This window comes from Lipingzhangella halophila, from assembly GCF_014203805.1.
Lineage (GTDB): Bacteria > Actinomycetota > Actinomycetes > Streptosporangiales > Streptosporangiaceae > Lipingzhangella > Lipingzhangella halophila.
In genome coordinates, this window is record NZ_JACHJT010000001.1 from 1611039 (window position 1) to 1626239 (window position 15201).

Genomic DNA, 15201 nt, shown 5'->3' on the forward strand with positions numbered 1-15201 from the left:
CTGGGCGAGGAGGAGCCCGATCGTGTCGGTGAGGATGCCCCGCTTCCGGCCGGTGATCTTCTTGGCGGCGTCCGTTCCCTGGCTGGTCAGGCGCACGTTGGGGGAGGTCTTCACGCTCTGGGTGTCGAGCACGGAGGCGGTCGGTTCGGGCGTGCGCCCCTCCTTCACCCGGGCCAGGCTGGTGAGGTCGTAGTTGAGCTCGGCGAAGATTCCCTCGTCGCGCCAGGCGGCGTAGTAGGCGTAGACGGTGCCGTGTGCGGGGAAGTCGTGGGGGAGGTATTTCCAGGGAATTCCCGTGCGGTTGACGTAGAGGACCGCGTTGAACACGTCACGCAGTTCGACTGTGGCCGGTTGACCGGTCGGCCTGCGGTCGAGTCGGGCTTTCCGCCAGGCGGTCAGGGTCGGCTCGATCAAGGCCCACCGGGCGTCGGACAGGTCGCTGGGGTACGGCTTGCGCTGGCTCATGGAGATGCTCTTACACGGAGGATGCCGCCGATGGCGTCATCTGACGGGGTGGGCGTTTCTGCCGCATCAACAAACCAGACGGAATCCGGGTGCCAGGAGCGGAGTAAACAGGCGCCCCGGGACCGCGCATTGGGGCGCACGAAGAGATGCGTACAGTGCAATTCCGACCGAAAGCCCCTGGCCACAAGAACGACTTAACGGCAGCAGCACTACCTAAACGCCCTCTAAGTTTAAGGTTACGCTGGGTAGTTCTGGATGTGTTGGGGTTTGGCCATATCTGGGCGGAATGCAAACCGAACGATGGTGTGGTGAGCCGTTCACGTCATCACTGCGAGCACGGCCGTGGGGGCCCTGCCCAGCACACCCACCGCACGAGGGTTTCCTGCCAGCAGTCGCCGGCGCGGAACGCGAGCGGGGAGCGGAACATCCACCAGTGCTTCCCCTGGTGGCGCAGCGGCCAGGCGAGCGGCGCCCCCTGCGGTGTCAGCCGGTCACCGAGGATGTATACCACCATGTCCGTGGCGACCACGACACCTAGCACCACCGGGTGCGGGGGATCGGCCACCATCACCACCACGACTACTCTGGCGGCCAGCGCCGACACCGTCACCCACTCGCTGCCGCCAGGCGAAACCAGCTGTCGGCCGAAAGAGGCCGTGCCCGGCTGGCGCTTTCTAGCGGCTAGGGACTCGCGCCAGGATGGGCCGATGACGACTCCGCGCTTCTTCGACGATGGACCGGCCGGCGACAGCACCGGGACTCCCGACCTTTTGGGCCGCAGGCGCTACGCCGAGCACGCTCTGCAGCTGCTCGACCGAGTCCGCGACCAGAGCGAGTCCGGCGTCCTGGCGATGATCGGCCCGTGGGGTGCGGGAAAGTCCACCGTGCTCAACATGATCATGCAGGCATTGAGGGACTCTGCAATCGATGGGAACACCACGAGCTGGTCGGTCGCCGAACTGAACCCGTGGATGTACAGCGAGGTGGAGTCACTGGCCGCGGCCCTGTTCGGGGAGCTACGTGCGGCTCTCCCGACGGACGACCGCTGGGGCGAGCTACGGCAGAAAATAGGCGAATTCGGGATAGCGATCAGCCCTGTTGGCAAGCTCGGCGCCCTTGCAGGGATGGACGCCTCAGCTCTTTCCGCGTGGCTCTTCGAACGTGTGCGGGGAGACGTGAGCGCCTCCGCCACGAAGGCGCGAGCCGCCGACGCGCTGCGGGATGCGGGTCTGCCCGTCTTGGTGGTCATGGACGACGTGGACCGCCTCACTCCGCGGGAGTTGTTGATCGTCTTCAAACTGATCCGACTCGTCGGGAACCTGCCCAACGTCTACTACCTCGTCAGCTTCGACGAGCAGACACTCATCGACGTCCTCTGTCGCAGCGACCTGGTGGGCGACGATCCCCAGAGAGCCCGCGAGTTCCTCGAAAAGATCATCCAGGTGCGCCTCGACCTGCCTGCGTTCCGGGAGCGAGATGCCGCGGCAATGATCAACCAATCGTTGGAACTCTTACAGAGGTCCCACCAGGTGGAGATGTCCGACGATGAGAAGAATCGCTTCTCCCTCGCGTATTTTCGGCATCTCCAAAGCCGGTTGACGACACCGCGCGCGATCAAGCGGTTCTTCGCCCAGGCCGACGCCACGCTCGGTCCGCTGGCCGGCGAGGTCGATCTGTGTGACTTCCTGCTGGTGACGTTCCTGAGGACGAGCGAGCCGGGCGTCTACCGCCTCATGGCGCAGTTTCGCGGGGCGCTCACCGGGAGCGATATGGACCTCGAGCGCGCGTGGGATGCGCCCGGAGGAATTGGAGCAGCGGTGGAAACCACGCTTGCAGAAAGCGGGTGTCGCCGAGGAGCACCTCACCGGTGTTCTTCGTCTACTCCAAAATTTGTTCCCCGTCGAGTTTCGCACCGGCGATTCCTGGGGGGCGGCCCGCCGGCGGGGTGTGGGTAGCGATGATCATTTCGACCGCTACTTCGTCTTCGGGATTCCCGAGGACGACCTATCGGAGCGCGCGTTCAACAGTGCCTTGGAGCAACTGGGTGCGGGGCAGGTAGGGGGTGAACTGGAGGCGTTCGTGGCGCGAATTCGGCAGGATACCCAGCGCATGGCCCGGCGCGTCCACCACCGTCGTGATCAAGGGGGAAGGCTTCCTTCCAGGGAACTCTTGCAGGTGCTAGCCGATAACTTCGGGCAGCTCGAAAGCGATTCGGAGATGGGCGGGCTACTGACGCCTGAGCGCAGTGCCGAGGTTGTCGCAGGCGATCTTCTCGCCGACGTTCAGGTGCCCGAAGTGGCTGATGTCCTGGAGCGCATGGCCTCTACCCCAGACGGGGCACGTCTTGCCTGTGCCGCCTTTCACCACCTCAACAAGGAGGCCGACACGGTGGAGCCCGCCGCTTCGACGGGGAAGTACCGTGATGCAGAGCGGCGGCTCGGCCATCGCATCAGGGGCCATCTCGCCCCGGCGGGAAGCCGACCGGCCGCAGACCTCTCCCCAGAAGAGATTCGCCTGATCTGGGGGTGGTGGCATACCGATCCTTGGGGAGCTCGTGAGTGGATCGGTCAGCGTCTGGACGAAGGTGTGTGGGATGTGCTGCCTCTGCTGACGCGCCTCCGGCCGGAACGCACCGCCCCATTCCGTGAGGTCGACGCGGAGGAGACCGAGGCCCTTGCCTTTCTTATCGGGTCTCAACGACTCGATACCGAACTCGACAAGCATCGGAACTCCCCCGAACATCTCGGGCCCTACGAGGACCACCTTGTCCGGTCCCTGTCGCGTCATAGGGGAACGGACGATGCGAGCCCGTAGATATGCCGTGGGGTCAGCATCAACATGCTTGAGATTCCACCGCCGGCACGCATGCGCCCTCCTGGCTTTGGGTCCCTACTGGCGGGCAGCTCCAGCGGAAGCGAACTTTTCCAGCGGAGCAGCGAGCAGCTCTATGACGAGCTGTACCTCACCGCATTTGCTTCGCTGCCCCACCCGGCCGCACACTGCGGCGGAAGAACCCGTCCATGCCCGACTGTGTGAGGTCGGTGCTCGTTCCCGAGAGGGAGTTCGAGGCCTGTGACCGGCGGGGTACCGCCGAAGCCTGCCAAGTAGATGCGAAAGTACCGGTGCGGGTAGCGCTTGACCGCATGCGGCAAGCCGGTCGTGCGGCAGCGGACGGGTGTGCAGAGTGCGTCCATGCGATGGCGATGGTGGGCGGGCGGTTCGAGCCCGGCGGCGTGTGCAGGGCTGGCGCTGGTGCTGTACCTATCGGATCTGGAAACGCTGTCGTGGGCGGCAGGAGCAGGGTCTTTCGTGGTGGCGGTGGCCTCCCTCGGCGTGGCTCTGGCCCAAGCCGCTGCCCCGAGACGAGGGGATGCTGCGCGCGAGGGCGCATCCCCCGGGATACGAACGCAATGCGCTCTGGGCCAGTGAGTGTAAAGGGAGCCGTTGAGGTCGAGTTGATGCCATGGCCTGCGCGTTTCAAAGCACGGGTCACAGTAGCGATCCGCTCCGGGTTCGCGGCTGCGCTCTTCGTTTTCCTCGTCGCTCCTGCGCTGTGGAGTCTCGTTGGTTGGTCCGAGGTACAGATTCAAGAGCAGTATGTAGGGACCGGTGGGATCGTCGCTGTGGGGCTCACGGTGGCGCATGCCCTCTTCGGGGCGCTACTCGAAAAGCCGGACAGGTCCCTGCTCGTCGTGGACGCCGATGCCATCACCGTCTTTCCTTGGAGAGGAAGTGACCGGGCCGGGTGCATGGTTCCCGTTCGGTTTCCTGGAGCAGAGTTTCGCACGTGCGCCTGGTGCACTCCTCCGGCACTGTTCATCTCCTCGCCGAGTTCGAAGACGAAATCGCAGCCAAGGACGCCGGCCTGTCGGCGGGGGAGAGCGTAACCTACCCCGGTTACCACTATGTGTTGTCCCTGCGTCTGGGCTCGGGCAGTGCGGAGAGCCGCGCGGCCCTCACTGGATTGCGGGCGGCACTGGCGCGCTTCGGAGGCGAGACCTATGACGGCGAGTAGACCGCGATGCTAGAGACACCGTCGGGCACCTGAACGTCTGCCGCGTGCGCGCCATCTGTCGCCGGCAGAGGACCGTGCGGACCCGCCGGTTGACCTCCGGTGCTCCGGACAGGTGGCGTCGCCGGTCGTTGCGGTTGGCGACGCGGGCCGAGGGACGGCCTCGGGCTCGCACTCATTGCGCCGCTCGCGTCGCGGACGCGGTACGCGTCCGGTCCGCTCAATCCAGCTTCCATGTATCGGGCAGGCGAACCACTCCTGTCCGTCCTGCGGCCTCGGCATCCAGCAGTCCTTCTGGGCACATCGCGGCATCGGGTTCGGGCATGTTTTGGTCATACCGAATGGACACCTGGCCGTCGACGAACCGGGCACGGTCAAAGGACACTGTTCCACCAGCGAAGCTGGCGCGGTCGAACAAGACCGTGGCGCCGATGAACGTAGCCCGGTTGAAGGACACAATGCCGCCGGTGAAACGTGCATTGTTGAAGAGTACCTTGCCATCAGCGAAACGGGCGCCGAAGAAGTCGACCCTGCCACCGATGAATCGGGCACCGTAAGAGGACACACTGCCGCCGGTGAATGCGGCATCGCGGAAGTTCACCGTGGCGCCGGCGAACTCGGAGTGATCGAAGTTCACCGCAGCACCAGCGAACTCGGCCATGGTGAAGACCACGGAGCTGCCGGTGAACTTGGCGGCGCTGAAGGCGAACTGGCTACCCACGAACTTGGAGCCGAAGAAGGACACTGTGCCCCCAGTGAAGTGAGCCCCATGCATGTCGCCGCCGTCGAAGATGACCCCGGTGAAGTCGTAGTCGTGGCCGCGCCAGGGAGTGTCCTCGCGCAGACGGTTGCCGATGGTGCGGATAATGGTGTGGCGGACCTCCCGCAGCGAGGCGAACTCCAACTGGCGTCGGCGGTGCTCAGCGCGCTCTTCCGCAGAGGCATCCTCGGGGAGATCAACCCGGGGCGGCTTCGTAGGGCATGCGCAGATAGGCACACAGCACGTCGATGACCATCTGCCGAAGGTCGCGGCTGGGGGCGTCGTCGGCCAGGTGTGCCAGGGCGTGCACCCCGGCCAGGCGCACGGCGGGCTGTTCGTCGCCGAGCTGAGCCGCGGCGGTGGTGAAGCGCTCGGTAAACAGCCGGGTCCCTTCGCGTTCCTCGGCCTGCTCGGCACGGCGATCAGCCGCCTCGGCTCGCCGCGTGCCATCTTCCAGGACCCGCTGTCGGCGGTAAGCCACGACCAGTCCGACCACCGCGCCCAGACCGGCGACTACCGCGAAGGCCAGCTTGAGAAGGTCAAACGCGGTCTGCGGGGTCAGCTGAGGTTCGGGTTTCATTCGCTGCACCCCCATCAGCACCAGCCCGGCGCAGGCCAGCAGGACGACGAGCAGTGCCGTGATGCCGATCATCGCCAGCAAGGCGCAGCCGACCGGCCACACCTTCGCTTCCCGCGCCTGCGACAGCGGCCGCGCCATGCCGCGGCGCCCGGACGGCTCGGCGGAAGCGTCCGGCGGGTTGGAGGAATCGAGGGACATGGCGGCAACCGTAGCCCGGATCACCGAATCCAGGGCGCAGCTTGCCTCTGCCGGTCACGCTGCCCGGCGGTTGACTGCGCGGTGTAGTCAACCCGGCACCGTGCACCCAATCGGGCGAACGTTTCCGGTCACTGCACTGGCAAACTCGGTTGAAAGAACGCATGGTCTGCTGCCACGGTTACGCCCGTGACCGAGAACGTCTTCTACTCCGACCGCGAGAGACAAGGGAAGCCGCGCGTCAGCGAGACCATCAGTACCGAGGTATGGGTCGGCCTGACCATCTTGATCCGGCAGTGGATAGACGACGGGTCGCTCGCACGGGCCTTTCCCCGGTACGGCTGTCAGGACGACCCTGGCCGATTGGCACGGACGAGGAGCTGTTCCTCCGTTCCCTCAATGCCCATGTCCCTGGGCTGAGCGAGCCGCGTGCTGCGCCTGGTGAAGATCAGGACTCCAAGATCAACGAATTCTGCTAGCCTTCCTCATCGGCCAGCATGCTGGAGCGGACTTGGGCACTGCTCGACCCGCATAAGGCGCCGGATACCACCATGGCACTGGATTCTACATCGATCAGCCAGTTCGCACGGCCCACAGATTTTTCGGCCACACTCATTACTCGTTCGAGGAGCAGCGACACGACCCCCTCTTTGGCCGCGAGCTGACACCAGGGCAGATTCAGTTCCAGAAGGCCATCGATCTACTCTTCACGAGGAACGGCATTGCGTTCACAGTCGGTGACGACATGCGCGTGCGGAGGCTCGGACCGCCTGAGGCTCGTCCGCTGATCTCCGAGTTCAGGCCCTCGACCGGGGACTGCCAGCTCGACGACAAGCTCAACGACGCCATGGCACGCTTCCTATCCAGGGCCCCGACCGACAGGCGCGACGCTCTTGAGAAGCTCTGGGACGCCTTCGAGCGGCTCAAGACGCTCGAACTTGGCGGTGGCGGGTGGCGCAAGTCACTGTCAGCCGACCGGCTGATCACACGCGCCGCATCGGGCTCCGAATCATTCAGCGAGCTGCTGAACGTGGAATTTACGGCACTGACGAAGATCGGCAACACGTTCCTCATTCGCCACCACGAGCACGACAGACACGAGCTCCCCACAGATGCCGCAGTCGACTATCTCTTCGTGCGGCTCGCCTCCTCGTCTCATTCGTCCTTCGTGACACGGGCCGCATGGCCACATGACCGTGCTACACACGTGAGGTGTTGCGCCTTGGGTTTCTGTGCAGGCTCTGATTCGAGGGAGGATGCAGAGCATGGCTCCGGCGGCGTGCTGGTGGGCGCGTACGGTGATGGAGTCGATCTCGGCGGTCAGATCCTCGCCGGTGGCGGCGTCGATGCGCAGCCGGTCGGCGATGCGCTACCAGGTGCCGATGTTGGATCAACGGCGGTGGCGCCCGGCCGCGCGGTCTCCCAGGGCCGTAGCGCTCGGGTCAATTGCGCCAGGGGATGCCGGTTCTGGTGTGGTAGAGGATCGCATCGATGACGCGGCGGTGGTCGGCCCATCGGCCGCCTGGGCGTATCGGCGGGCATGAGCGGGGCGAGCGGAGCCCACTCGGTATCGGTGAGTTCGAAACGACCCGGCACGGCCGTCGAGTGTGCCAGGGCGGACCCTGCACCGCTCCCGATTCCAAAAAGTGCGCTGGCGACGGGCGGCCGACCTGCCTCTGGCCGTGAAGCCTGATGCGTCCGGCGAGCAGAACTACGAGCGACGGTTGTCCGGGTGTCATGCGTCAAGGAGTTGGCAGGGTTTGATCTTGGTATAGCTGGGCTCAGTACGTGTATGTCCAGCCTCCGGTTAGTGAGATTTTCACCGCACGGGGTATCTGCGACAGCGCAGGTCACAGCGGTGGTGGCGGGCTCGTCTCGACCCGCCGGTACGCCGGAGGTTCCTTTCCGTACGGAGCATCCGCTTGGCGTGGTGGTCAACTGGCCCTCGGTGTGGCCTGACCGATGATTTTTGCGCGCCGTGCTGGTCTGTACGCCGAATACCGACTCACGGGAGGCTGACACCGTGCGGAAACTGACCTTCGGCATGAACCTGAGCCTGGACGGCTACATCGCCGCGCCCGGCGACGACCTCGGCTGGAGCGTGCCGAGCGACGAGCTGTTCCAGTGGTGGTCCGACCGGGTGGACGCGACGGGCCTGGCGCTGTACGGGCGCAAACTGTGGGAGACGATGAGCTCCCACTGGCCGACCGCCGACAAGCAGCCGGGCGCCACACCGGCGACGATCGAGTTCGCCGGCCGCTGGCGGGACATGCCGAAGGTGGTGTTCTCCTCGACGACCAGCACGGTCGACTGGAACACCCGTCTGGTCACCGGCGACGCGGTCACCGAGATCACCAGGCTCAAGGCCGACGACGGCGGCCCCATGGACATCGGCGGTGCCACACTCGCCGCGGCGGCCATGCGGGCCGGGCTGATCGACGAGTACGCGGTCGTCACCCATCCGGTCCTGGTGGGCGGCGGCACGCCGTTCTTCACAGCCCTGGACAACTGGGTGAACCTGAGCCTGGTGGAGACCCGGACGTTTCTCGACGGCGTGGTGCTGACCAGGTACGAGACCAGGCGCTGAGTGCCCGACGGCGGATCAGAGCGGGCTTCGGGCCACCCGATGATCTCGTGGCGCTGTGTTCCGAGGCGATCGTGACGTCCCTGCCGGATCCTGTTCTTCACCGCAGACGATCCGTCCGGACAGGGATCCCCTAACGGACGACCGGACCGGTGGCTACTGGCTCTCCCGGCTGGTGAGGTACGCCTGTCGCGGCGTCCGGCCGTCGAGTGTCTGGTGGGGGCGGAGGGTGTTGTAGGTGTGGCGGAACAGGTTGATCTCGACGGCGAGGGCATCGCCGTCGCCGATGATCGCGCGGTAGAGGTGTTCGTACTTCAGGGTGCCGAAGAACCGTTCGACCACGCCGTTGGTCCGCGGGCTCCTCACCCTGGTACGGACGTGTCGGAGCAGCGGTTCGTCGCCGGTGAACGCCTCGGCGAAGGTGCCGCCGCGGAAGCATGGGCCGTTGTCGGTGACCACCGCGATCGGCGCCGCGAGACGTGGGCGTGACAGTAGCCGCGAGGCAGTACTTGGTGGCGTAGTCGATCACCCCGCAGATCCGCCAGATCCCGCCCCGGGCGGTCTCGAACTCGGAGAAGTCCATCTGCCGGACCCGGTTCCGCTGCCTCGGCGGGTCGCGGAATACCCGCTTACGTAGCCGTGCCCAGGATCTGCGGTCGGCGCGGAACCCGGACGGCAGCAGCAGCCCGCGGCGGCGCAGCGCCCGTTCCACGGTCGAGGTGGACACCTCGCAGCCGTCGGCGCGCATCATCGCGGCGATCTTGCGGTGCCCCCAGGCCGGCCAGTCCGCCGCGTACTTGGCTGCGGTCGCCTCGACCGCGTCGGCCTTCGGCGCCGGCCATGGGCCCTTGGCTGGATCGCCGGCGCGGTGCCGGGCGAGCCGCCGCCAGTAGGTGCGTTCCGGGATCCCGGCCAGTGCTGCGAACCTCGACACCGACACGCGATGTGTCGCTCTTAGGGCCTCGAGGTCGGCGAAGGGACGGAGCCGATGTACTCCGAGCCCTTCTGCCAGATCCGCAGCTGCACCGTCGCCTCCGCCAGGGCGAGCTTGAGCTCTTTGCACTCGGTGCGGAGCCGCCGCTCTGTCTGCGACTGACCGCCGTCCGGGCCGGGTAGCGACCGGTCCATGTCTGCCTTGCCCGCGTCGACGAACTGGTCCCGCCAGTTCCCCACCGTCGCCGAGGAAACACCATGCCGGCGCGCCGCCTCGGCCAGCGACAACTCGCTCTTCAACACCGCCAACACGACCTGGATCTGCTCGTCCACGGACATCTGCCGGGACGGCTTCTGCGATCTGCTCACTCAGACACCCTTCGTGACCAGTCAACTTCGGGCCCTGCCACGAAGTCTGACGCACTCCACGGGGACGCCGTCGATCAGACGACCGAACGGGTCACGGCGTGGTTCGATGCCGTCGGGGCCGAGCCGCGGACGTGAGCGTCGGTGGTGAGCTTGGCGAGGATGCCGCCGAGACGGTAGCCGCCGCAGGCGAAAGGAGGCCGGACCGACCTCAAGCAGTCCGTGGCCTCGCCTTTCTCCGCCTGGTCACGGGTCCGGGCCAGGTCTGATTACCACCATTCGCCGCCTGATCGGAGCAGAGTCGGACTTGACCGAGTCCGTGCCAGAGCCCGTTGTCGAACGCCGGTGACAGCGGGCCTTTGCTGATTGCGTTCGTGTCCGTTCGGAGGAAGGGGCAGTAGGAAGGTCACTTGTCCCCGGGGAACGGTCCTGACCACCAGCCGAGTGTCTGAAGGTCGGTGACTAGCCAGCGGTAAGCGAGGTTGGTAGCAGCCAGATCATCTCCGGTCAGGGGTGAGGTCAAGCGATCAGTCGGACGGTGGAAGGCTGATCGCCGGCCCGGCATTGCGGTGGTTGAGGAACCATCGTGGAGAGGCTTGGGTGAGTTGGCGATAGTGAAGATAGCGCCGGGGGATTGTGGCGAGGCGGTGGAGTTGGGTTTCAACGTGTACCAGACTGCGTCATCGTGATCCGGGTCGGCATCATTCATGATTACGTTGCCCTCCGCGCGGACGGGAAGGTTGCTGAACAAGCCGAGCGCGGCACCGAAGGTGGAGAAATTTTCCGAGACTAGATCGTGGTATCCAGCGAGTGCATCCTGGAACACTTGAGTGGTAATCGTGAGTGTTTGTTCGGGCGAATACGCGCGCCACCTCCAATGCGCGGTGCCCGTCGGAACCCGGTCAGGGGCGGGACGCGGAGGCCTTAGATGGGTGCCGATATGGCGGGCCAGGCGAGCGTGCATCCAACGAATATCGTTGGAGTCGACATGTGCGGAGCCGTTAGTCCACCTTGAGTGAACAGACTGATTCACTTTGGCCATCATCTGTTCGATGGCCAGGGCGAGGTCCTCAACGGGGATCAGCGTGGGAGGTCTGCGGTGGTAGTGGAGACGGAAGATGTGTCGGGCAAGTACCCATTCTCGTTCGGTCGCCAGCGGGGAGGCATCGGGGACGGACAACCGCCTTCGCCGTATCAGGGAAGCCAGTTGGTTTCGCAGCCGTGAGCGGGCCCACCGCCAACGGTCGAGTGGCCCGGTCGGCAGCTCGAACGACGTCCGGGCGCTCCATTCGTCGATGCGGAAGTTGTCATGGGGCTCGACAACGTGAGTGACCAGGTCAGGGACCGCCTTGTCCCGGGCTTCGGTGAGCACCATGCCGGCGCCCCGCAGGGGATCTTCGACAATCCGCACTCCCCATTGAACAAGGTGGCCGTCGTAGTGCCGAGCCAGGTGCGTCCCGCAGTCACCGAAGCCCGCCAGGAATGCTTCGACAGCGTCACGCAGCCAGCGCCCGGCCCGCAACGCCGGTTCGGTCTCGCCCGGCCCGGCGTGAACCCTGTCCCAAGGGCGACCTCTGGGCGCCCCCTGATGGGCGCCGGGTATGCGGGCGATTTCATCGAGGACCCAGGAGGCAGCCCCGGGGTTGGCAAGCGCGAGGTGGAACAGGAGAGTGTCGGCGACCTCCGGGCGGCTGATGGCCACGACGTAGGCGAGCGGGTAGCGCCAGAGCGGGAACCTCTCGGCGGAGGCAGCGTCGTCAACATCGACGATCCCGGTGCGAAGTGCTTCGGCACCGAAACGCTGCTCGAAGACCGAAAGCGCGAACCGCAACCCTGCGGCATCGTAGATGACCAGGCCGCTGTCGGTGAGTGGCCACACGTGCGGTTGTGACAAGCCCAAATCGCTGGGGAGAACGGCGCCCTGGGTCGTGATGATGCGTTCGGCCAGGCGAGTCATCAGGTCCCACGAGCGATCGAGGTCTCGCGGGCGCTCGCGCTCAAGGATGGTCATGGCCAACTCGGTCAGCAACTTGGCAGGCGACACCCGCGCGGTATGGCCGCCAGCGAGGTGAGCAGCGAGCGCGACGGCAAGCAGTGGGCGGGTCAGCAGATCCTCGCTCTCCGGTGTCCATATGCCGTGCAGTGCATCGTCGCCGACGATGAGACGGACCAGTTCAGCTCCCTGGCTGGCGGGCCAGGCAACGACGTTGACCTGTTCCTGTTCGGCGAGATACGGGCCGGGTCGGCTGGTTGCCAGTATGCGCATGCGCTGCCAGACCGCGACGAGTTCGCGTGCATCATTCAGCAGCCGGTTGGCCTCGGCTATGGGGAGGCGGGTGAGGTCGTCGATGACGACGCGAACCGGCCGGCTGGGGTCGCCTCCGAGCGCGTCGGTGACCGCAGCCGACAGCCCTACAGGGTTCAGTGTGCGGGCCTCTAGCCATACTGGGACCTCGACACGCTCGTCGTCGGCAGCTACTCCTAGCCCCTCCTCCCACCACCGGGCCGCCATCTCGCTCTTGCCCGCACCCATAGGGCCAACCAGCACTCGCAATTGCCCCTCTGGGACGACCACCGCGGGTGGCGGCCGTTCCTGCATCCACTCCAGTACCGATTCCCTGCGGGACTCGGGCACAGTGACAAGCCGTGCCTGCCTGCGCGCCGACGCACGACGCCACTCCAATTCCAGGGTCTGACCGCGCGACCGCGATCGGGCGGTGAACGGCAGCAGGTCGGCAACAGCCTCGACCACCTCGTCGACGCCGAACGACCTCCGCGAGACTTCGGCAGCCTCCTGATCTGTCAGCAGTGGCGCCGCCGCAGCGGCCTCAGCGTCGCGGACCTGGTGACGCTTCCACTCGCGCAGCATCTCGGCGGTGAACCAGTCGGGAGCGTCGTCGATCTCGTCGTGGTGCGGCGCACACATGAGGATCAAGTTGTCGATGCTGCGATTCTCCGCCTCAGACAAGCCGCTGTCCCACCGCGGACCGTTCGCACGGCGGGCATGGATGTGAGCGACCTTGACGTTCGGCAGCCGACGGCCAGTCTGATCGCTGGTCCGGTACAGCGGCTCCCGACAGTCAGGAAATCCGCACCGTACGGCACTGCCGAACAGCTCACGCACGGTGGTGTCGGCTGGCCGCCTGTGTGTGATCGGGCTAGCACGTTCGATGTCGCTCACACGCTCAGTGTGCCGCACATACATTGATGAGCTGCCCCGAGTTTTGTTCAGTCGGGTTTACCGGGCGCCGATCGATGCCGGGGCGGTACTCGAACGGTAGAAGGTGGCTTCGTACTCGGCCGACGGTACGCTGCCGATTGCCGAGCGCAGCCGGTGGTGGTTATACCAGCCCCGCTCCACAAGGGCGAACTCGACCTGGTAGCGGCTACGTCAGGTGCGCCGGTGGACCAGTTCGGATCGAGACGTTTCCGGCGGGCGAACAGGATCCCCAGTTCGTAGCGGTCCGGACTGCTGGCGTGGTCGAGTACCACGAGGGGTTCTGGATCACTTTGTGTGGAGCGGTCACTGAGCGTGAAGTAGGCGATGCGGGTTCCGGGTGGTTACCGGGATCCTCCTCCTGGGTCTGAACGCTTCGGCCAGGGTCGCGTTCCATGACGAACGCGGCGATCCAGTTCGAAGACCTACTGTTTCCCGACACTATCGACATCACGTCCTTCGAGGCCGACGATGTGGGCAACGTGCTGTCGATCGAGGCGGAATCGCTCACCACCGAAGCGTCCTGCCCGGACTGCGGCGCGTCCTCGCGCCGCATCCACGGCACCTACCAGCGCCATCCCGCCGACCTGCCCGCGGCCGGCCGCGCGGTCCGGCTGCGGTTGCGGGTCCGCCGCTTCTGCTGCACGCACCCCACGTGCTCGCGTCGGACTTTCGTCGAGCAGGTGCCGGGGCTGACTCGCCGCCACGGGCGCTGGACCGAGCGCCTGCGCATCGCCCTGGCCGCCACCGGGCTGGCTCTGGCCGGTCGCGCCGCCGCCCGGCTGCTCACCGGCCACCTGGCCGTACCCATCAGCCGCAGCACCCTGCTCCGCCAGGTGCTCTCTCTTCCCGAGCCGCAACCACCCAGCCCACGTGTGGTCGGAGTCGACGAGTTCGCCTTCCGCAAAGGACAGGTGTATGCCACGGCGCTGATCGAGGCCACCACCGGAAAGCGTGTCGATGTCATCGAGGGCCGCGGCGCCGAGGCTGTGGCCGACCGGCTGCGGAGGCATCCCGGGGTCGAGGTGGTATGCCGTGACGGGTCGAGGGTCTATGCCCAGGCGGCTGCGGGAGGCGCTTCCCGGCGCGGTGCAGGTCGCCGACTGGTGGCACCTGTGGCACGGTCTGGCGGACGCGGTCGGCAAGGAGGTCGCCGCGCACAGTGCGTGCTGGTCGGGAGCTACAGGGCTGCGGACGGGCAGGCTGGCCCGGACCACGCGTGAACGCTGGCAGCAGGTCCACGACCCGCGCGAGGCCGGCGTCGGATTCCTGGACTGCGCCCGCCGCCTGGGCCTGGCGCTGAACACCGTCAAGCGCTACGTCCGCGCCGAGGAGCCGGAAAAGATCGCCCGCGTCCCCAAGTACCGCGCCTGCCTGGTCGACCCCCTACCGCGATCACCTGCGCCGACGGCGCGAGGAGAACCCCGGCGTGAGCGTGCAGCAGCTGCTGCGTGAGATCCGCGAGCAGGGCTATGACGGCTCCCAGAACCTGCTCTACCGCTACCTGAACCAGCAACGCCACCTGGATGACCAGCCGCATCTGTCCCCGCGGCGCGCCACGCGCCTGCTCGTGACCCGCCCTGACCGGCTCACCGAGCGCCAGGCCGCGACCGTCGAGAAGCTGACCGCTTCCTGTCCTGAGATGCGTGTCCTCGCGGACCTGGTCAGAGACTTCGCAGCCCTCCTTGCCCCCGACGAGCGCAACGAAGCCGGGCTCAAGGAACGGACCGTCCTCGTCCAAGCACCAGACCTGCCGCACCTGCACTCGTTCGTCCGCGGCCTCGAACAGGACCACGACGCCGTCGTCGCCGGTCTCACCCTCGACTTCCACAACGGCAGAACCGAAGGCGTGAACACCAAAACCAAGATGCTCCAACGCCAGATGTACGGCCAAGCCCGCTTCCCCCTCCTCCGCCACCGCATCCTCCTCGGATAGCACCACCCCCAGTCACCACCGAAAACGGGACAGAGCCGAAAGCAGGACAGAGCCCTTAATTGGACACTCCCACGCCAGGGCCCCGCACACGACGTGCGCGGGGCCTTGGCCTCGGACGGGGCGGACTCGTTGCCTGGTACCGGGTGGTGTTCC

Annotated in this window: 13 protein-coding genes and 1 pseudogene; 7 read left to right on the top strand and 7 right to left on the bottom strand. The window is 66.2% G+C overall.

Annotation, left to right across the window (positions count from 1 at the left end):
• Nucleotides 1-3 precede the first annotated feature (3 nt).
• Together F4561_RS07295 and F4561_RS07300 are read right to left on the bottom strand one after the other, a co-directional pair.
• Nucleotides 4-465, bottom strand: a pseudogene (locus F4561_RS07295) (transposase); the annotation flags it as partial.
• A gap of 325 nt (nucleotides 466-790) precedes the next feature.
• Nucleotides 791-1075, bottom strand: a complete 285-nt coding sequence (locus F4561_RS07300; protein WP_184576013.1) for a hypothetical protein — start codon at nucleotides 1073-1075, stop codon at nucleotides 791-793.
• A gap of 97 nt (nucleotides 1076-1172) precedes the next feature.
• Here F4561_RS07300 and F4561_RS07305 point away from each other — a divergent pair, with 97 nt between their 5' ends.
• The 3 genes from F4561_RS07305 to F4561_RS07315 all read left to right on the top strand — a co-directional run bounded on the left by F4561_RS07305 (nucleotide 1173) and on the right by F4561_RS07315 (nucleotide 4480).
• The gene (locus F4561_RS07305) at nucleotides 1173-2420 is read left to right on the top strand and encodes a KAP family P-loop NTPase fold protein (protein ID WP_184576015.1); all 1248 of its coding nucleotides are present in this window, start codon (nucleotides 1173-1175) and stop codon (nucleotides 2418-2420) included.
• Nucleotides 2413-3279 (top strand): hypothetical protein, encoded by an 867-nt coding sequence (locus F4561_RS07310; RefSeq protein ID WP_184576017.1) that lies wholly within the window; start codon nucleotides 2413-2415, stop codon nucleotides 3277-3279. Before F4561_RS07305 ends, F4561_RS07310 begins: the two co-directional genes overlap by 8 nt.
• Nucleotides 3280-4252: 973 nt before the next feature.
• Complete coding sequence (locus tag F4561_RS07315) at nucleotides 4253-4480, top strand: hypothetical protein (protein WP_184576019.1); 228 nt, start codon at nucleotides 4253-4255, stop codon at nucleotides 4478-4480.
• Between the two features lie 217 nt (nucleotides 4481-4697).
• On the opposite strand, the gene F4561_RS32395 is transcribed toward F4561_RS07315, so the two are convergent.
• Nucleotides 4698-5381: a pentapeptide repeat-containing protein gene (locus F4561_RS32395; RefSeq protein WP_246437157.1), complete on the bottom strand. Its 684-nt coding sequence runs from the start codon at nucleotides 5379-5381 to the stop codon at nucleotides 4698-4700.
• Between the two features lie 52 nt (nucleotides 5382-5433).
• Nucleotides 5434-6015 carry a hypothetical protein gene (locus F4561_RS32400; RefSeq protein WP_246437158.1) on the bottom strand — a complete coding sequence of 194 codons (582 nt, stop codon included), beginning with the start codon at nucleotides 6013-6015 and terminating at the stop codon, nucleotides 5434-5436.
• 742 nt (nucleotides 6016-6757) lie between these two features.
• Here F4561_RS32400 and F4561_RS07325 point away from each other — a divergent pair.
• Nucleotides 6758-7507: a hypothetical protein gene (locus tag F4561_RS07325; RefSeq protein WP_184576022.1), complete on the top strand. Its 750-nt coding sequence runs from the start codon at nucleotides 6758-6760 to the stop codon at nucleotides 7505-7507.
• 528 nt (nucleotides 7508-8035) lie between these two features.
• Nucleotides 8036-8599, top strand: coding sequence for a dihydrofolate reductase family protein (locus F4561_RS07330; RefSeq protein WP_184576024.1), 564 nt, complete (start codon nucleotides 8036-8038; stop codon nucleotides 8597-8599).
• A 153-nt stretch (nucleotides 8600-8752) separates the two neighbouring features.
• On the opposite strand, the gene F4561_RS31975 is transcribed toward F4561_RS07330, so the two are convergent.
• The 3 genes from F4561_RS31975 to F4561_RS07345 form a co-directional block, all read right to left on the bottom strand.
• A complete protein-coding gene (locus F4561_RS31975) occupies nucleotides 8753-9055 on the bottom strand; it encodes an integrase core domain-containing protein (RefSeq protein ID WP_221445396.1) in 303 nt (100 codons plus the stop codon).
• Between the two features lie 495 nt (nucleotides 9056-9550).
• Nucleotides 9551-9898 (bottom strand): helix-turn-helix domain-containing protein, encoded by a 348-nt coding sequence (locus F4561_RS07340; RefSeq protein WP_184576026.1) that lies wholly within the window; start codon nucleotides 9896-9898, stop codon nucleotides 9551-9553.
• Between the two features lie 403 nt (nucleotides 9899-10301).
• A complete protein-coding gene (locus tag F4561_RS07345) occupies nucleotides 10302-13076 on the bottom strand; it encodes a hypothetical protein (protein WP_184576028.1) in 2775 nt (924 codons plus the stop codon).
• Between the two features lie 431 nt (nucleotides 13077-13507).
• Here F4561_RS07345 and F4561_RS07350 point away from each other — a divergent pair, with 431 nt between their 5' ends.
• Together F4561_RS07350 and F4561_RS07355 are read left to right on the top strand one after the other, a co-directional pair.
• Entirely contained in the window at nucleotides 13508-14335 is an 828-nt protein-coding gene (locus tag F4561_RS07350) for a transposase family protein (protein WP_184576030.1), read from the top strand.
• 206 nt (nucleotides 14336-14541) lie between these two features.
• Nucleotides 14542-15048 (top strand): transposase, encoded by a 507-nt coding sequence (locus F4561_RS07355; protein WP_184576032.1) that lies wholly within the window; start codon nucleotides 14542-14544, stop codon nucleotides 15046-15048.
• The last annotated feature ends 153 nt before the right edge of the window (nucleotides 15049-15201 follow it).